Below are 18033 nucleotides of genomic sequence, written 5' to 3'. Positions count from 1 at the left end.
ATCGACACATGGGCAAGAGCTGCCGGTTGAGGATTACGCCTCCATATCGCCTCATCGGGACAATGCCCCCCCAGGGCTTACGCCCTTGGCGGTAAAACTACTAATTTAGTAGAGAATGTATAATGAACTTTGCTGAGCCTGAAAGAAAGCCGGCTCAACCAATGAGTGTTGCTGATCGGAGCGGATTGGCCGCTCATGGGTAGGGGAACGGGGTGGCAGGCGATGGGCGGGGTGCCATCAACCGGCGCTCGACCGGGGCGGTCAGGGGCAGGGGTCGGGAATCTCCCGATGCACCGCTTCGATGGCCGCGACGGCTTCGGGCGACAGGACGATGCTGGTGCTTGCGATATTCACTTCGAGCTGTTCCATGGATGTTGCGCCAATGATGTTGGCCGTCACGAAATCACGACTGTTCACATAGGCGAGCGCCATCTGCGCCGGATCTAGGCCGTGCGCATGAGCGATGGCGACATAGCGGGCGCTGGCCGTCCCCTGCCCCGGCAGGTCATAGCGGCCGAACTGCTTTGCGACACCCCGGCGTGAGCCAGGCGGAATGACGCCGCCTAGATATTTACCGGTGAGGTTGCCGCCGGCCAAGGGGGAATAGGCGAGAAGACCGACCCCTTCCCGCAATGCGAATTCGCTAAGCCCGCCCTCGAACGTGCGATTGAGGAGATTATAGGCGTTCTGGATCGAGGCGATGCGGGGCCGCCCCTGATCGCGCGCGAGCCGCAGATATTCGGACACGCCCCAAGGCGTCTCGTTGGAGACACCGACATGCCGCACTTTGCCGGCCCTGACCAGGCCGGCGAGCGCGTCGAGCGTCTCCTCGATCGGCACTATTTCCGGCATGTCGTCGATCTGCGCGAGGCCGCGCGCGCCGAAGGACGGCACAGGGCGGTCGGGCCAATGGACCTGATAGAGATCGACATAGTCGGTCCGCAGGCGCTTGAGGCTGTCGTCGATCGCCTGCTCGATATTGCGCCGGTCCAGCCGGTTGTTGCCGCCGCGAAATTCCCGTACGGGATCGCGCGAGGGGCCTGCGACCTTCGTCGCAACGATGATGTCGTCGCGCTTGCCGCGCCTAGCGAGCCAGCTCCCGATAAATTCCTCGGTTTTCCCCTGCGTCTCTCGGCTGACAGGCGTGACCGGGTAACCTTCGGCCGTGTCGATGAAATTGATTCCTTGTCCGATCGCATAGTCGAGCTGGGCGTGCGCCTCCGCCTCGCTATTCTGCGATCCCCAGGTCATGGTGCCGAGGCAGATGAGGCTGACCTTGATATCCGTCCGTCCCAATGTCCGATACTTCATGAAGATGTCTCCTGTCGCCGGCGCCGCCTTAGCCGAAAGAGGCCGCTGGCAAATGGTCCGAAACGCGGGTTGAGAATTTTTCACGTTTGTATGAGCGGCGTTAACCGAGGGCGGCCGGATCGAGGAAACGAGCGCAGACAGCGCGTTACCCAGCCGGATATATACGGCATGACGCATTCATCGTTGAGCAGCGCTCAATGCTTTCGCATTCGCAATAGGACGCCGCGCGATGCGCATTGGATGCATCGGGCTGTCCTTCCCTATGCGGTCCCCGATTCATCGAGGGGAAGAACATGCATCGTCGTCCAGCCCATATCATCCTGGCCCTGTTGGGCAGCGCTGCCGCGCTGTCGCTGCCCGCGACCAGTTTCGCCCAGAGCCCCGAGCCGGAGGGCGAAGCCGGCGAGGCGGCGGTGCAGGACATCGTCGTCACCGCCCGTTACCGGAAGGAAGACGCCCAGAAAGTGCCGATCGCCATCAGCGCGATCAGCGGAGATAGGATCGCGGCGCAGGGCGCGTTCAACCTCAAGCAGTCGATCCAGCAACTGCCAAGCCTAAACATCCAGGGCTTCAGCGGCCGCAACCAGACGATCACGATCCGCGGCATCGGCACCAATTCGGGCGGCACCAACGACGGGCTGGAACAGGGCGTCGGCCTCTATGTCGACGGCGTTTATCGGCCGCGCACCGGATCGGTCATCACCGACCTCATCGATGTAGAGAGCATCCAGTTGCTGCGCGGCCCGCAGGGCACGCTGTTGGGCAAGAACACCGTCGCCGGCGCGATCGACGTGAAGACCCGCGCGCCAAGCTTCACCAATGAAGCGAGGGCAGAAGCCAGTTACGGCAATTACGACTATGCTCGCGGATATCTTAGCCTCAACGCAGCGCTCAGCGACACGCTGGCGGTGCGCCTGTCCTATCTGCGGACCTCGCGCAGCGGCCTCATTCGCAACATCGTCTACAATGAAGATTGGGACAATCTGGACAATCATTCGGCGCGCTTCGACCTGCTCTACAAGCCGGCGGACAATGTCCGGCTGCGCTTCATCGCCGATTATTCGATCCAGAAGGGCGATGTGGGCTTCCAAAGCATCGCCCGCGTCCTGCCCACCACCCTGAACAACGGCATGCAGGTGCGCGGCTTCTACCGCCGCGCCGCCGATGTGGGCTATGCGCCGGGCAGCGTGAACGCTTTCGACAGGCAGGTCGATCTCGACAGCAGCCAATATGACAAGATGCCGAGCTACGGCTTCCAAGCGCAGCTCGACGTCGATCTGCCGGGCGTGACGCTCACGTCGATCAGCGCCTATCGCAACTGGAAGTGGATCCCCAATTATGACGGGGACCAGATCGGTGCGGAGATCTCGACGCTGGGCGTCGTAGATACCGACCAGCAGCAGGTGAGCCAGGAATTCCGCCTGGCATCCACCGGCGAACGCACGATCGATTTCAGCGCCGGCCTCTATTTCTTCTGGCAGGAGGCGGACGACAAGCAGCGGACGGTCTATGGCCGCGACGCAGTCGGCTGGCTCCGCACAGCCAACACCCCCACCGCGACTGTCTCTCCGCTGCCCTCGGCGATCCTCGACGGGCTGGAGGCGTTCGCCCATGTCGTGCCCGCGACCCATAGCTATGCCGCCTATGGGCAGGCGACATGGAACGTCTCGCCGCGCTTCCGCGTGACGGGCGGGCTGCGCTACACCTATGAGCACAAGACCGGCCTGTACGACGCCGAGGCAAGGGGTGATGTGACGCCGATCAGCGCGCTGCCCGCAGCGGTCCAAGCGACAGCCATCGCTTTGCGCGCCGCATACGCGGCTGTAGCGAGCTATTATGTCAAGAATAACAGCAACAATCTGTCGGGCACGCTGATCGCGGCCTATGATGTGTCGGACGATGTCCACGCCTATTACAGCTATTCGCGCGGCTATAAGTCGCCCGGCATCAACCTCGTCCGCCAGACTTTGGGCGTCGATGTCTTCGTGAAGCCCGAAAAGGTCGATGCTTTCGAACTGGGTGTCAAATCCCGGCTTGCGGAAGGCGCGGTCGAGCTGAACGGGGCGCTGTTCTGGACAAAAGACCAGAATTATCAGGCCAACTACGCCAATACGCAGGTCAGCCCGGCGGCCTATTATATCGCCAATGTCGGCACGCTGCGGTCGCGCGGTGTTGAGCTCGACGCCCGCTTCGCCCCGGTCGAGGGGCTGAGCGCGACCTTCGCCGCGACCTATAATGATGCCAAATATACGCGGTATACGAACGCGGTTCCCGACTATCTGAACAGCTACCGGACCTCGATCGACCTGTCGGGCCGGCAGGCGTCGGGCGCGCCCAAATGGTCGCTCGGCGGTACGGTTGAATATGTCCATCCGGCGGGCGGCGAGAAGGAGTTTTATGTCGGCGCAGACGGCAGCTACCGCTCCAGCTATTTCGCGTCGGTCAATCTCGATCCCTTCTCGCGCGTGCCGGGCTCCGCCCTGTTCGGCGCCCATGCGGGGCTGCGTCGCTCCGACGGCAGGTGGGACGTGTCGGTCTGGGTCCGCAACCTGTTCGACAAGGATTATTACAACACGATCAGCGTCAACGCGACCTATGGCGTGGCGATGGCGGCGATCGGCGAGCCGCGCCTCTATGGGCTGACGCTGCGCGGCAAGATCTGAGGCGGATCGAATATAGTAACGCGCGGCGGTTCGCCCTCGAACCGCCGCGCTTCGATCAGGCAGGTCTGGGCGACGCAGCCCTGTGACAGGCCGGAAGCGCCGCGATCGAGCGTCAGCACATTGGGATTGCCATGGCGTTCGAGGTTCGGGCCGGGATCGAACCAAGCCCCGGTCGCAAGTCGCGCCACCCCCGGCATGATCGCATCACTCAGGATCGCACCCGCCAGGCACCGGCCGCGATCATTGAACAGTTCGACCAGATCACCATCGGCGATGCCGCGCGCCGCCGCATCGCCGCGATTGAGATAGACCGGCTCGCGTCCTGCCACCTTGCCCGCACGGCTATAGGGGCTTGCGTCGAGCTGGCTGTGCAGCCGTCGTTCCGGCTGGTCGGAGAGGAGGTGGAGCGGATAGACTTTGGCCTTCTCATGGCCGAGCCACTCGAACGGCTCGCGCCAGACCGGATGACCGGGGCAGTCGGCAAGATCGAAACGCGCGATCCGCTCGGAAAAAATCTCTATCCTGCCTGATGGCGTCGGCAGCGGGTACGCTCGCAGATCGCGGCGGAAATCGGCGTGCATGACATACGGCGCATCATGTGCGGACAGGTCGATCAGGCCGTTTTCCCAAAACTGGTCGAACTCGGGAAGGTTGATCCCGGTGGTGGCGATCTTCTCCGCGCTTTCGCGATAGAGGCGCCGAAGCCAGCCCATTGTGTCGAGCCGTTCGGTAAAGGCTTGCTCCGTCCCGAGCCGGCGGCTTAGCGCAGCGAAGATGGCGTGATCGTCGCGCGCCTCGCCCTGTGGTGGGACGGCCTGGCGCATGGCGACGAACAGTCCTTCGCGCGTGGCGAAACCGATGTCGTCGCGCTCCAGCGAGAGGGTGGCGGGCAGGACGATGTCGGCCTGCCGCGCAACCGGGGTCCAATATTGTTCCTGCACGATGATCGTGTCGGGCCGCGCCCAGCCCTGTCTCAGCCGATTGAGGTCCTGATGGTGGTGGAACGGGTTACCCCCCGCCCAGTGGACAAGCCTTATGTCGGGATAGCGATGGACCCCGCCATTATAGGTGAAGCGCTCTCCGGCACGCAGCAGCATGTCGGCGATGCGCGCGCAGGGGATGAAGGCCGAAACGCCATTGCGCCCCTGCGGCAGGAATGGGCCGGGCAGGCGCGGATGCGGGCTGCCCATCACGTTCATCGCGCCATAGCCAAGGCCGTAGCCGCACCCCGGCAGACCGATCTGCCCGACCATCGCGGCGAGCGTCACCAGCGCCCAGAAGGGCTGCTCGCCATGCGCGGCGCGCTGCAACGCCCAGGCGCAGTTGAGCATCGTGCGGTGGCGCAGCAGGTCATGGCCAAGCGCGGCAATCCGGGCGGCGGGAACGCCGGTGATCGCGGCGGCCCATCCGGGCGTCTTGGGCGCCCCGTCCGCTTCCCCCAGCAGATAGGCGCGGAATATGTCGAAGCCGACCGTATGACTGTCGAGGAAGCCGCGGTCGAACAGCGGATCGTGCAGCACCACCCAGGCCAGCGCCAGCATCATCGCCGTGTCCGTATTGGGACGGATGGCGATCCATTCGCTCGCATCATTATCGCCCAGATTGTCGCCGACCGGGCCGATATTGACGATCTGCGCGCCGGCTTCGCGCAGACGTTTCAGACCGGAACGGGCGCGATGCCGGCCGGCGCCGCTGGAGGAGACGCGGGTGTTCTTGAGCGGCACGCCGCCGAAGCTGACGAACAGGGTACAATGCGCCTCCAGCACGTCCCAGCTCGTGTGCGAGGCGTTGCTCTCGTCCATGCTGGTCGCGATGTGCGGCATCAGCACCCGCCCGGCACCCAGGCTGTAGCTGTCGACGCTGCGCACATAGCCGCCCAGCATATTGTAAAAGCGGTGGAGCTGGCTTTGCGCATGATGGAAGCGGCCGGCGCTCGACCAGCCATAGGAGCCGCCGAAGATCGCGTCGTTGCCATGGTTGCGGCGCACCCGCTCGATCTCGGAGGCGGCGATGTCGAGCGCCTCATCCCAAGGGAGGTCGATGAAAGGCTCCTCGCCTCGTCCTTCGCGGTTCCGTCCCACCAGCCAGCCCTTGCGGATCGCCGGACGGGCGACGCGCAACCCGGTGACGCTGTCGTCGAGCTGATCGAGACCGATCGGATTGGGATCGGGGTCCATTCCCAGCGGCGACAGGTGGGGGGCACCGCCGCCCGGATTGGCCTCGACCTCATAGACGCCCCAATGGGCGGCCGAGTAGCGGCTCATGAAAAGCTGGTGTTGAACAGTGGCCGCACGTCCAGCTTGCGATCGATCACCTTGGCGCGGAAATAGCGGTCGGCGGTCGCCTGCTGCTGGGCGATCAGCGCATCGTCGACCTTGGCGGGGAAGCGGTCCGCACGGCGCTGCATAATGCGCAGTATGTCGAGCGCAAGGCCCGTATCCTTGTGCATCAGCGCGACGTAGGCGTCGCGGTTGCGCGCCGCCCACCTCCAGCCGGCATAGAGCCGGTCATGATAATCCTGAAGCAAGGCGCGCTTGTCGGCGATCGCGCCTTCGCGTCCGAACATCAGACCATAGCCGGGTACAAGATGTTGCTTGCCGGGCAGGATGCGCGCGCCGTCCTGCTCAGCCATGGCGGCGTTGGGGTCCCAGATCGCCCAGGCGTCGACCGCACCGCTCTGCAACGCCGCGCGCCCGTCCGAGGGCGAGAGAAAGGCGAAGTTGACCATGTCGTAGGGCTGGTCATAGGCTTCCAGCACGGCGAGCACATGATTGTGGCTGATCGACCCGCGCGGGGTCGCGACCTTGTGCCCGGCGAGATCCGCAAGCGACCGGATCGGCGAGTCCCGCCGCACCAGCACTACCGGCCCCATGCCGCGCGTCGCCTGCGCGCCGATCGCCTTGATCTTCGCGTCGGTGCCGGCGGCGAAGATGAACGCCGAATCCCCGCCGATGCCACTGTCGATCGCGCCGGCGTTCAGCGCCTCCAGCAGCGGCGCCGCATTGGGAAATTGCGACCAGATAATCTCATATGGCACATCGTCCAGCCGCTTCGCCCCCTGCAACACCACGCGCGATCCGCCGCGCTGGTCGCCGACGAACAGCTTGCCCTTGCGGGCCGCGCCATCGCCCGCGCAGGCGGTGAGAAGCGAGCCGGCCAGAAGGCCGAGAGTGTGGCGACGGGACAGCATCATGGGCATGGACCACCATTTTTCCGAAGATGCGACGTCTATCAGGCGCGGCGTCGCCTGAGGCATGACGATCCCCAATAAGGCTGGAAAACTATCTCAATCGGCGGTGTCCGTTCCGCCCGCGGCCAGGGTGCGGTAGCGTCGTGCGGCAGTCTCCCCACCCTCCTGCAACAGGGGGCCGAGCAGCCGGTATCGGTCCAGATGCCCGGCCTCGTCCGGCCGGTCCCAGCCATGGTCGCGGCGGATGCGGCCGAGATGCCCCGATGCCCGGATCGCTTGCGGATCGACGCTTTCGGCGACGTGCGCGTCAGGCCCGACATAGAGGGCGTCGGCCTCGCAATAAAGTTCACACATATAGCAGGTCTGGCACTGATCGAGACGAGCGATCACCGGCGTGCCGTCGCCCACATCCAGCACATGCGTGGGGCAGACGGCCACGCAGCGGTGGCAGCCGTTGCACAGATCCTCGAAAATATGGGCGATCATTCCGCCGCCTCCGCATAGGCGCGGCGTTCGGGGCGGGTCCACACCCGGTCGAGTCCACCGGTGAGCAGCCGCACGCCGCACGCCGGATCTAGCGCGGGGGCATCGACGCGGACGTGGATGCCACGGCTCTCGTTGCGGGCGAGCGCCGCCGCCGTGCACCAGCGCGCCGTGGCGGTCAGCGCCGCCGTCTCGCGCAGCGCGACGAGCCGCGACCCCTGCGCCCAGCCATGATCGCCGATCATGCGCCAGTGGGTATCGAGCAAAGCAAGCGTATCGCCGAGCTGCGTACGGCTCCGCCACAGGGAATGTTGGTAGCTGTTCATATGATGATCGACATCTGCTTCGATCGCCTTGCGGTCGATGCTTCGCTCGTCGGACGCAGGCGCTATCCCTGCCGATCCCACTGCCCGCGCCGCGCCTACCATTTTGTCGCGCAACGCCAGGCTCCGCCGTGCCGCCGCGGCGCCGGCGATCTGGCCCGATGTCAGCGCCCAGGCGCTGTTGACCGCCCCACCGCCGCTGACCGCCCCCGTCGCCAGTTCACGCGTCGCGGCGTCGCCGGCGGCATAAAGCCCAGCGACATTGGTCCCACAATTCTCATCCAGGATGCGCAGCCCGCCATTGCCCCGGATCGTGCCTTCGCCGAACAGCTTGATCGGCCAGCGATCGCGGAACAGGTCCACGCCCTTGCGAACGAAGGGCGGCGGGGTGAAGGGCTGGATATCCTTCAGGATCGGCGGCAATTCCGCAGGCGCGTCGATCAGGTCGGCATATACCGGCCCCTTCAGCAGCGCCGCGCCCAGCGCCTGATAATGTGCATGGCCGCGCGGCGGCGTGACGATCTCGGCGCCTTCCGCATCATAATAGCGGGCAGCACTATAGGGCAGCGTTCGCGTCGACGCCCAGGCGGGCGACACCGTATATTGGATGGAGAATTCCATGCCGGAAAGCTCCGCGCCCGCCTCCGCCGCCATCAGATAGCCGTCGCCGGTATTGCCATGGCTGCCGATGAGGCCGGAGCGGAAGGCGCAGCCGCCCGTCGCCATCACGACGGCGCCTGCGTGTATCTCCCAGTCCGTGCCTGCCAGTCGCGCATGCCCCCGCGCCCCAACTACGGCCCCTTCCGCGTCGGTCAGCAACTGCAGCGCGGGATGATGGTCCAGAATCCGCGCGCCCGCCGCCACCGCATAGGCACGCAGCGCGCGCATATACTCCGGTCCGCGCACGCCGCTATAATAGGTGCCGCCCCTCCCGTCCGACCCGAAGCGGTAATAGGGCGACAGGTCGGGCAGGATTCGCCAGGTGGTGTCGATCACCCGCTCCATCCACGCCGGATCGCCCAGCCCAAGTCCGGCGGCGAGTTTCTGCTCGATCGCCTCGCGTCGGCGCGCCGGATCGGGCGGTATCCACCAGTGGTTGGGCCCGGCCGTCGCGGTCACGCCGCTGGTGCCGACATAGCCCTTGTCGACCAGGATGGTGGCCGCGCCCGCCTTTGCGGCGGCGATGGCGGCCCAGGCTGCTGCCATCCCGCCGCCGATGATGAGCACGTCGCACCGCTGTGTCAGGATGTCGCTCACTCCGCGGCGATGGCGACCGGCACCTGGGCGTGCCGATGCTCAGGGACAGGCAGACCCAGATGGCCGCGCAACGTGTCATGGGCGTATTCGGTGCGGAACAGGCCCCGCGTCTGGAGGATAGGCACCACCTTCTCGCGGAACAGTGCGAAGTCGCCTGGCCTCGTCACCCGCAGGATGAAGCCGTCTGCCGCGCGCCCGGTGAACCAGCGCTCGATCTCGTTGGCGATCGTTTCGGGTGATCCCACGAAGTCTGACTTCCACTGGCCGAAGCGATAGGCCGCTTGGCGCAGCGTCAGCTTCTCCTCTGCCGCCACGCGGATGATCCGCTCGGCCTGCCCCTTGTAGCTGTTGAGCGTCACGCCGGTCAGGTCCGGGAACGGCGCATCGAGATCGTAGCCCGAGAAATCATGATAGTTGAACGCCCGTCCGACCTGCGTCAGCAGCTTGTCGATGCTGAGGCTGCCCTGCTGCGCCGTCGCAAGCGCCTGCGCTTCTTCATCCGTCTCGGCGATGGTGGGGACGAGACCCGGCATCACCTTGATGAGGTCCGGGTTTCGCCCGATCGCCGCCGCCCGCGCCTTGAGGTCGGCATAATAAGCGCGCCCGTTCTCGAAATCCTGGGACGCAGCGAAGGTGCCCTCAGCAATGGCCGCGCCCAGCGCGCGTCCTTCGCCGCTGTCGCCGGCCTGGAAGATCACCGGCTGCCCCTGCGGCGAACGGCTGAGCGCCAACGGCCCGGCGACCGAGAAATGCGCGCCCTTGTGGTCAAGGCGGTGCTGCTTGCTCTTGTCGAAAAAGACACCCGCCGCCCGGTCGCGCGGGAAGGCGTCCTCCTCATAACTGTCCCACAGGCCCTGCACCACCTCGACGAACTCACGCGCGCGGGCATAACGCACGCCATGCTCGAAATGCACGTCGCGCCCGTAATTGTGCGCCGCGCCCTCGAGGCCGGTGGTGACGACGTTCCACCCCGCGCGGCCCCTGCTGATGTGGTCGAGCGAGCCGAACTGCCGCGCGACATTATAGGGCTCCCAATAGGATGTAGTGAGCGTCCCCACGAGGCCGATGCTCGACGTGCTCGCCGCCACCGCCGACAGCAAAGTCAGCGGCTCCAGCCGGTTCAGGAAATGCGGCGCGGTGTCCGGGGTGATGTAGGGCGAGTCGATGATGAAGACCAAATCGAACTTCGCCGCCTCCGCCAGCCGCGCATTCTCGATATACCAGCTAATGTCGATGCTGGCGTTGCCGGGTAGCTCCGGGTCGAGCCAGCTATGATGGTCGGCGCCCACGCCTTCCAATATCGCGCCCAGATGCAATTGCCGTTCGGTCCCGTGACCCATGCTTGTTCCTCCTGCCGATTTGGCGCGAAGGCTAGGCCGCTGACGCGAGGGAAGATAATGAGTGCTGCTCAATCACCGCTGAATTTGTTCAATGGAATTGCTGGCTTGGGCCCGTGATTCTCTGAAACTTCTTGATCGTCCGCGAGCGATGCCAATAGGTCGACGCAAAGGGACGTAAAAGCGTTGCTCGGCCCGTTGGTCATCAGGGCCCAAAATTATTCATGGGAAATGCCGGGCTTGGCTGACTTACCCATCGGTGCGTCGCTACCGTCAGGGGAGTCGCACTGGCAGGAAAGGAATGCACCATGGCAACAGCGCCAGCCGAAACCATCGCCGATCGGCACGCTCGCCGACCTCAAGGGCAAGCGGCTGGCGACGATAAAGGGGTCCGCCGGGCAGGATTTGGCCCTCAAACCGCTGGAAAAGGCGGGGCTCGAGCCGACAGACGTGCAATGGATCCATCTCGCCAATGGCGAAGCGAAGTCGGTTCTCGCCAGCGGAGCGATCGACGCCTAGTCGACCCGGGGCAGCTATATTGGCATAGCCGTACTGGAAAATGGCGATCATGTTCTGGCTGATGGCAGCGGCGTTCCGACCAGCCTCGCCTTCCTTGCAGCCAGCGACACCGCGATCGCGGAAACGGCGCTGGTGGCCGATTTCACCGCGCGCCTCGCCCGCGCCTGGGGGCATGCGCATCCTGACCACTACGCCTGGACCTTTTCGGCAAAGACCGGCACCCCGTTCAAGGCCGCCCGCTTCTCCGCCGGTTCTGTGCTCGGACGGTCGTGCCAATCGACGCTCGGCCGATCGATGGGCCGCGCGCCATTTTCCAACGCTATCGTGCGGCCGGTGTCCGGTCGCTGCCCAATATCAAAGGCCGCCATCTAACGGCCCTTTATCGGCCTGCCACCACTTCAACCCCGCTGCTACTGGCGTAACGCGCGAATTTCGCGGGCTTTAGGCAATTTTCTGCAATATCTCTTCCGCTTCGGGTCTTTGCAGCCAGTCGGGGCTGACCTGCAACGACCTCACGGCCCGGTTTGCACCCAGGTGCAGGACCGCTGGCTGGGGCAGTTCCCAAGTGCCCGTCCCCGTAACCTCGCCAATCCAGCCGGCGGGTGGCGGCGAAGGTCTGTCATCAGGCTCAAACGCGATACCGATATGTCGGGCGAGGCTATTATCCGCATCCGTGGCCACTAGGAAGGGCAGCTGATGCCGATCCTTGATTTCCCGCAGCCGGTCGGGCTGCTGCGGGCTGAGGGCGACCAGCAGGATATCACGCTGACGCAGTTCGGGGTAGAGCGCCTCGGCATAATAAGGGAGCGCGATGTTGCACGCCGGGCAACCGGCGAAGCGGAAGAAGATGAAGAGCGCCGATCCGCCTTTCGTCAGGCCGCTCAGCGTCAGTTCCCCGCCGTCCACTTCCGCGAAGACGAAGTCGGGCAGCAGGTCGCCGGGCTGGGCGATGGCGGCGGGATCGAAACGCTCGATCAACAGACGGCGCTGGCGAGCATTGGCTTCAAGCTGCGCGGCGGACCAGTTGCGTTCGCGCTCGGCCTGAAGGGCGGCATAGCGGGTCTTGAGGGGCTGAGTAAGGATAGTCGCCATCATCGTCTCCTTGCATTGACGTGATGATGGCCGCCGACGCGCTGCGCCGCCAATGAGAGTTGATGGCGCTGCGGCGATGATTTGTCATAGGTTCAGGCCGCGTCCCGCCGCGCGGGAGCGCGCTGGTGGCGGCTCGGCAGGATGGGGAGGCCGAGATTGGCGCGCAGCGTGTCGCCTTCATAGTCGGTGCGGAACAGGCCACGCGATTGGAGGATCGGCACCACCTCCTCGGTGAAACGGGTGAGCTGTTCAGGGTGGCCGAGATGGACGTTGAGTCCGTCGAGCGCGCGCTCCTCAAACCAGCGCTGGATTTCGTTCGCTACCGTTTCGGGTGAACCGACGAAGGGACTGCCGCGACTGGCGCGCGCTTTCTCTACCGCCTGCCGCAGCGTCCAGCCCTGCGCCATCGCTTCGTCGGTGATGCGCTTGGCCTGGGTGTAGAAGCTGCTCCTGGCATGATCGAGCGCTGCGACCGGGAAGGGCGCCTCGGGATCATAGCGGCGGAAATCATGCCAGCCGAACGGGCGACCGAATTCGGCCAGCGCCTGGTCGAAGCTCTGGTCTTGCTCGCGGTAGCGGCGCTGAATCTCCTGCGCCTCTGCGTCGGTATCGCCGACATAGATGAAGAAGCCCGGGAGGATCACAATCTCGTCCGGATTACGGCCAAGGCGGGCGGCGCGGCCCTTGAGGTCGGCGTAGAACGCCTGGCCCTGTTCGATCGTGGCGGCATGGGTGAAGATGGCGTCGGCTATGTTCGCGCCCAGATCGCGGCCCTGATCGCTGTCGCCTGCCTGGAAGATGACCGGTTCCCCTTGTGGCGAGCGCTGGATGTTGAGCGGCCCCGCGACCTGGAAGAACTCGCCGTGATGGTCAAGGCGGTGGAGCCGGGCGGGATCGAGGAACTGACCGGTCGTGCGGTCGCGGACCAGTGCGCCTTCCTCCCAGCTCGACCAGAGGCCGCGTGCGACATCCAGGAACTCGACCGCGCGGCGGTAACGGGTGTCATAGTCGAAATGTTCGGGCAGGCTGAAGTTGCTCGCCGTTCCCGCGTCCCCGCTGGTGACGACATTCCAGCCGGCCCGCCCCTTGCTGATGAGGTCGAGCGAGGCGAGGCGACGGGCGAGACCGAAGGGGTCGTTGTAGGAGGTGGTGAAGGTGCCGACGAGGCCGATCTGTTTCGTCGCCACCGCCAGCGCCGACAGGAGGGTGAGCGGTTCCAGCCGGTTGAGATAATGGGGTGGCGAGTGGGGCGTGATGAACTGGCTGTCGACGATGAAGACGAGGTCGAACTTCGCTGCCTCGGCCTGGCGCACTATGTCGATGGTCCAGGCGATATTGACGCTGGCGTCCTCCGGAATGTCGGGATCGAGCCAGCGGTTGCTGTCGCCGGGACCGCCGACGCCGGTGGGGACAAGGCCGAGTTTGAGTTGTCTTTTGGTCATGGCGTGATCCCTCAGGCGTCGAAGCCGGGCGACCGGCGCTGCGCTTTGCGAAGCGCGGCTTCCCAGACGAGATCGTAATGGGACTTGGCGCCCTCCACGGGCAGGCGCTCCCGGCTCATCTGGCGGCGCACTTCCTCCTGCGCGGCTTCGGGGGCGATAAGGATGTTGTCGCGGCCGACAGCGAGGGTGCGGACCTGCGCCTTGCAGGCCTCCTCCAGATGATAGATGCCGCTGAACGCTTCGCCCGGCGATGATCCCAGTGCCAGCGTGCCATGGTTGCGGAGCAGCATGACCTTGGTATCGCCAAGGTCCGCGACCAGCCGTTCGCGCTCGTCAAGGTTGAGCGCGACGCCTTCATAGTCATGGTAAGACAGGCGGGGAATCAACGCGAGCGCGCGCTGGTTCAAGGGCAGCAATCCGTCGGCGTGGGCGGAGACCGCCATGCCATCGGCGCTATGGAAATGCGCGATATAATGGGCGTCCTCGCGCGCGCCATGGATCGCCGAGTGGATCACATAGCCGGCATAGTTGATGCCATAGTCGCTGTTCCCGATGACGTTGCCGTCGAGATCGACCTTGACCAGGCTGGATGCCGTGATCTCGTCGAACATCAGGCCGAAGGGGTTGATGAGGAAATGATGGTCGGGCCCCGGCACGCGGGCGGAGATGTGGGTGTAGATGAAATCGTCCCAGCCGTAGAGAGCCGAGAGACGATAGAAGGCGGCGAGATCGACGCGGACCTTCCATTCGGCTTCGCTGATGCCGCTGTGGCGGAATCGGTCGTCCTTCAACACTGTAGCCATGGCGATGCTCCTTTGGGCGCGATAGTAAGAGGACGGCAGGCGGCCGCCCAATGAGGATTTATGAAGGGTCGCGAAGCGCCGCTCATGCTGGGAAGATGCCTGGGTCGACGATCGCGGCGACATCGACATGGGCGGGCAGTTCGCCGTCGGCATGGAAGCGATCGACCACGCGCTGGAGCGGCGTGATGACGGCGTCGTCGGGGGCAACGAGTATCCCGCGCTGCCGGTTGGCCATGATGTCGGCGACCCTCGGGTCCACCTTCGTCTGCTCGACCAAGATAGCGGCATAAGCGGCCGGATGGTCCGCCGACCAGAGCGCAGCCTTCTGAAGACGGCCAAGAACGTCACGCAGCGCGGCGCGCTTGGCCGGATCGTCCAGCGCCGCCTGCGACGCGGCGATCAGGGCGAAGGGACTATTGATTCCCTCGCCGTCGCGTATCAGCCGCGCGCCGGCCAGTTCCGCCGCGATCTGATAGGTGCCGAAGGTCGCCCATATGTCGATCCTTCCCGCGTTGAAGGCAGCGGCTGCGTCATTGGGCAGCATGAAGCCGATATCCACCGCCTTGCGGTCGACATGTGCCTCCTTGAGCGCTTCGAGCAGGAGATAGTGGGAAATGCTGCCCCGCGCGCTGGAGACGATGACGCGGCGGCCGGCGAGATCGGTAACGCGACGGACGGGGGAACCTTGGGGCACGATGATGCCGATGTCGCGGGTCGAGAAACCTGTTCCGGCGACGATCTTGAGCGGCGCCTTGGCCGCTGCCGCCAGCACCACCGGCAGGTCGCCCGCCGGCGCGGTATCGACCGCCCCTGCGTTGAGCGCTTCGAGCAGGGGCGCGGCGCCGGCGAAATTGGCCCATTCTATGTCATAGGGCAGGTTGCCGAGCGCGTGCGCCGCTTCTGCCTTCGACTGGAGCAGATGGACCTGATCGCCCAGCACCAGCCTGGTACGGCCGCCCTTCGCGCCTTCACCGCAACCGGCGAGGGCGAGAGCGGCTGCACCGGCGAGGAAGGTGCGCCGATCAGAAGGCAAGAGCGATCCGTCCATAATAATAGCCGCCTGCGGGATTGAAGGGCGACGGGCCATAATAGCCCTGCCCTGTCTGGGGATTGCCCGGCCCGTTGGTTTCGGGCCGCACGTCGAAGAGATTGGTCGCGCCGACCGAGAGAGTCGCGAAGTCGGTGACTTTCGCACTGAGGCTGGCGTCGGTGATGATCTTCGCGCCAAAATAGCGATCGTCGCCCGCTGCCGTGCGCTGCGTATATTTGCCGTAGCGGGTGGCGGTGACGCTGAGACCGAAAATGCCCTTCTGCCAGTTGAAGGTGCTCACCAGCTTCGTGCGGGGCTGGAGCACTTCCAGTTCGCCGATCTTGTCGCCGCCAAAAAACACGGAGCCGGCGCCGAGCAGCGATGTGCCATTGGCCGCAAACAGCTGCGACGGGGTGGCGACGACATCCGTCACCTCGGTCTTGGAATAGTTGAAGGCCAGCGTCAGGCCGATCTTGCCGAGATCGCCCAGATTGCGGCTGTAATCGGCGACGAGGTCGAAGCCCTTGGTTTCCGTGTCGGCGGCGTTGATGAAATATTCTGCCTGCTCGATGTCGGACAGGCCGTTGGCGGCGAGGATCGCCGAGATGCCGGGTCCGAACAGGCGGCCGGTGCGCTCCACCCGATCGCGGATGCGGATATAGTAGCCGTCGAGCGTGATCGACAGCGACGGCGCGGGCGTGAAGACGAAGCCGAGGCCGGCGTTCCAGGTCTTTTCCGCCTTGAGCGGCTTTGCGCCCAGCAGCTGGCCCACGGTCGAGTCCGCCGTCACAAGCTTGGCGACGGTGGGGCGCAGTTCGGTCTGGCCGGTGGCGGGATTGAAGAAGGAGGAGGTGCGGCCATCCGTCTGCGCATAACCGATCTGCGTCAGCGACGGCGCGCGGAACCCGGTGCCGACCGTTCCGCGGATCGCCAGCGTCGGGGTGACTTCGTAGCGGCTGTTGAGCTTGAGGCCGATGGGGCTGCCCGAACCGTCGTCATAATGCTCGGCCCGGATCGCCGCGCCGATATACCAGGCGTCGGTCGGATAGATGCCGAGGTCGACATAGCCGGCATAGACCTTTCGGCTGATGTCGGCTTCGTCCGCCGGCGACAGGACGATCGCGCCCTGCACCACCGGGGAGGCGATGCGACCGACATTCCAGTCATATTGCTGGTCGCCCGGTTTGAACGTGTAGGTCGCGGGCTGATAGGCGAGCGGATCGCCGGCGAAGGTGCGGAAGCGGTCGAGCCGATATTCGCCGCCGACCGAGATTTCGAGCGGCCGGGCGAGGCCGATGTCGACGCTGCGGTGCAGATCGACATTGTGCGTCCACTGCCGGAACTCGAAATTGGCGAGGTTGGGCCATTGCGTCGGGCCGGTCGGCCCCAGCGAGGGACGGACCGACAGCTTGGAGAATTGATGGCTGTAGTTGCGGCCGAACGATGAGGAGATGTCGTAATCCCAGCCCGCCAGCGTGCCGCGCAGGCCGCCGACGAACTGGAAGTCGTTTTCCTCGATATTGTTGAGTGGATAATAGCCGTCGGGGAACTGCGCCGTGAAATTGGCGGTGCTGTTGGGGCGGCGGAAATTGTTGCCGATCTGCGCGTCACGCTCGCCATAGGTGCCGAAGCTATAAAGGGTGACATTTTCCGTCACCGGCAGCTCGGCATTGTAGCTGAGGTTGAACGCCTTGACCTGAGGATCGCCATTATGCGCCCCGTCGCGGTTCCACTGCGCGTTGCGGGCGTTGGCGGCGGCGACGTTCGCCTCCACCTGGGCGCGGGTGAGGCCGCTCGTCGCCACCACTTGATCGATGGTGCGACCGGCGGGCAGGCCGTAGAGGTTGGTGTCTGTCGCAGCCAGGTTCCACCACGCGCCGCCGCGCTTGCGGATGTCGCCGCTGATCGTCAGGAAACCGCCATTGTCGCCGATCTTCGTGCCGTAGCGGATCGTGCCCTTCCAACTGTCCGGGTCGCCGTTGGCGTCGTACAGCGTGCCATAGGTGAAATCGCCGCTCAGCCCTTCCTTCTTCGCGAGCTGAATGTTGATCACGCCGGCGATGGCGTCCGTGCCATATTGGGCGGCGGCCGAATCCTTCAGCACTTCGATCCGGTCGATGGCGCTGGTGGGAATGAGGTCGATGTCGACCGGGTTGGCGCCAGACGTGTCGGTCGGCGAATTGTTGAGGAAGGCGCCGTTGTGTCGCCGCTTTCCATTGACCAGCACCAGCGTATAGGCGGGCGAGAGCCCACGGTTGGTGACGGGGCGCCCGATCGAGAAGACGCCGGCATTGGTGGCACCGAAATTGAGCGAGGGAAGCAGTTTGGACAGCGCCTCCCCGAACTCGGCGGAGCCGGTCGCCTGCAGCTTTTCCGCTCCGACGACATCGATCGGCGCAGGGCTTTCCGCGACCGTGCGGGGCGCGCCGCGGACGCCGGTGACGATGATGGTGCCGCCATCGGTCGCGGCATCCTCGGCCGCCTGATCAGGCGCGGAGACGCTCTGCGCGCCGGCGGGCGAGACAGCGAAGTAGACAGCCGAAAGCGCTGTCGAGACAAGGAAGAGGCGGTTTTTGGTCATTG

Annotated in this window: 14 protein-coding genes; 3 read left to right on the top strand and 11 right to left on the bottom strand. The window is 65.0% G+C overall.

Annotation, left to right across the window (positions count from 1 at the left end):
* Window positions 1-261: 261 nt before the first annotated feature.
* Window positions 262-1311: an NADP(H)-dependent aldo-keto reductase gene (locus ACN9MX_RS10575; RefSeq protein WP_363737552.1), complete on the bottom strand. Its 1050-nt coding sequence runs from the start codon at window positions 1309-1311 to the stop codon at window positions 262-264.
* Window positions 1312-1604: 293 nt separating this feature from the next.
* Here ACN9MX_RS10575 and ACN9MX_RS10570 point away from each other — a divergent pair, with 293 nt between their 5' ends.
* Window positions 1605-3974, top strand: a complete 2370-nt coding sequence (locus ACN9MX_RS10570) for a TonB-dependent receptor (RefSeq protein WP_426386922.1) — start codon at window positions 1605-1607, stop codon at window positions 3972-3974.
* Here ACN9MX_RS10570 and ACN9MX_RS10565 read toward each other — a convergent pair.
* The 5 genes from ACN9MX_RS10565 to ACN9MX_RS10545 are packed head-to-tail and all read right to left on the bottom strand — an operon-like array spanning window position 3944 to window position 10567.
* Window positions 3944-6238 carry a molybdopterin-dependent oxidoreductase gene (locus ACN9MX_RS10565; RefSeq protein ID WP_363827615.1) on the bottom strand — a complete coding sequence of 765 codons (2295 nt, stop codon included), beginning with the start codon at window positions 6236-6238 and terminating at the stop codon, window positions 3944-3946. The genes ACN9MX_RS10570 and ACN9MX_RS10565 overlap by 31 nt on opposite strands.
* Window positions 6235-7230, bottom strand: coding sequence for an ABC transporter substrate-binding protein (locus ACN9MX_RS10560; protein WP_426386921.1), 996 nt, complete (start codon window positions 7228-7230; stop codon window positions 6235-6237). The genes ACN9MX_RS10565 and ACN9MX_RS10560 overlap by 4 nt, the downstream gene beginning before the upstream one ends.
* Window positions 7231-7260: 30 nt before the next feature.
* Complete coding sequence (locus ACN9MX_RS10555; protein WP_363737559.1) at window positions 7261-7650, bottom strand: ferredoxin family protein; 390 nt, start codon at window positions 7648-7650, stop codon at window positions 7261-7263.
* Window positions 7647-9227 carry an FAD-binding protein gene (locus ACN9MX_RS10550; protein ID WP_363737561.1) on the bottom strand — a complete coding sequence of 527 codons (1581 nt, stop codon included), beginning with the start codon at window positions 9225-9227 and terminating at the stop codon, window positions 7647-7649. The genes ACN9MX_RS10555 and ACN9MX_RS10550 overlap by 4 nt, the downstream gene beginning before the upstream one ends.
* Window positions 9224-10567 carry an LLM class flavin-dependent oxidoreductase gene (locus ACN9MX_RS10545; protein WP_363827612.1) on the bottom strand — a complete coding sequence of 448 codons (1344 nt, stop codon included), beginning with the start codon at window positions 10565-10567 and terminating at the stop codon, window positions 9224-9226. The genes ACN9MX_RS10550 and ACN9MX_RS10545 overlap by 4 nt, the downstream gene beginning before the upstream one ends.
* A 237-nt stretch (window positions 10568-10804) precedes the next feature.
* On the opposite strand from ACN9MX_RS10545, the gene ACN9MX_RS10540 reads away from it, so the two are divergent.
* Both ACN9MX_RS10540 and ACN9MX_RS10535 read left to right on the top strand, forming a co-directional pair.
* Window positions 10805-11083: an ABC transporter substrate-binding protein gene (locus tag ACN9MX_RS10540; protein WP_363737563.1), complete on the top strand. Its 279-nt coding sequence runs from the start codon at window positions 10805-10807 to the stop codon at window positions 11081-11083.
* 132 nt (window positions 11084-11215) lie between these two features.
* Complete coding sequence (locus ACN9MX_RS10535) at window positions 11216-11455, top strand: hypothetical protein (RefSeq protein ID WP_363737565.1); 240 nt, start codon at window positions 11216-11218, stop codon at window positions 11453-11455.
* A 69-nt stretch (window positions 11456-11524) separates the two neighbouring features.
* On the opposite strand, the gene ACN9MX_RS10530 is transcribed toward ACN9MX_RS10535, so the two are convergent.
* The 5 genes from ACN9MX_RS10530 to ACN9MX_RS10510 form a co-directional block, all read right to left on the bottom strand.
* A complete protein-coding gene (locus ACN9MX_RS10530) occupies window positions 11525-12175 on the bottom strand; it encodes a peroxiredoxin-like family protein (protein ID WP_133652710.1) in 651 nt (216 codons plus the stop codon).
* Between the two features lie 92 nt (window positions 12176-12267).
* The gene (locus tag ACN9MX_RS10525; RefSeq protein ID WP_363737566.1) at window positions 12268-13617 is read right to left on the bottom strand and encodes an LLM class flavin-dependent oxidoreductase; all 1350 of its coding nucleotides are present in this window, start codon (window positions 13615-13617) and stop codon (window positions 12268-12270) included.
* Window positions 13618-13628: 11 nt separating this feature from the next.
* Window positions 13629-14420: a class II aldolase/adducin family protein gene (locus ACN9MX_RS10520; RefSeq protein WP_133652505.1), complete on the bottom strand. Its 792-nt coding sequence runs from the start codon at window positions 14418-14420 to the stop codon at window positions 13629-13631.
* Between the two features lie 82 nt (window positions 14421-14502).
* Window positions 14503-15468, bottom strand: a complete 966-nt coding sequence (locus ACN9MX_RS10515; RefSeq protein ID WP_426386919.1) for an ABC transporter substrate-binding protein — start codon at window positions 15466-15468, stop codon at window positions 14503-14505.
* Window positions 15443-18031, bottom strand: a complete 2589-nt coding sequence (locus tag ACN9MX_RS10510; protein WP_426386918.1) for a TonB-dependent receptor plug domain-containing protein — start codon at window positions 18029-18031, stop codon at window positions 15443-15445. The genes ACN9MX_RS10515 and ACN9MX_RS10510 overlap by 26 nt, the downstream gene beginning before the upstream one ends.
* Between the last annotated feature and the right edge of the window lie 2 nt (window positions 18032-18033).

Origin of the sequence: Sphingobium sp. R-21, from assembly GCF_049913335.1 — a bacterium.
Lineage (GTDB): Bacteria > Pseudomonadota > Alphaproteobacteria > Sphingomonadales > Sphingomonadaceae > Sphingobium.
Note: the sequence above shows the minus strand (reverse complement) of the source record. Positions and strands in the feature narration are given on the sequence as shown.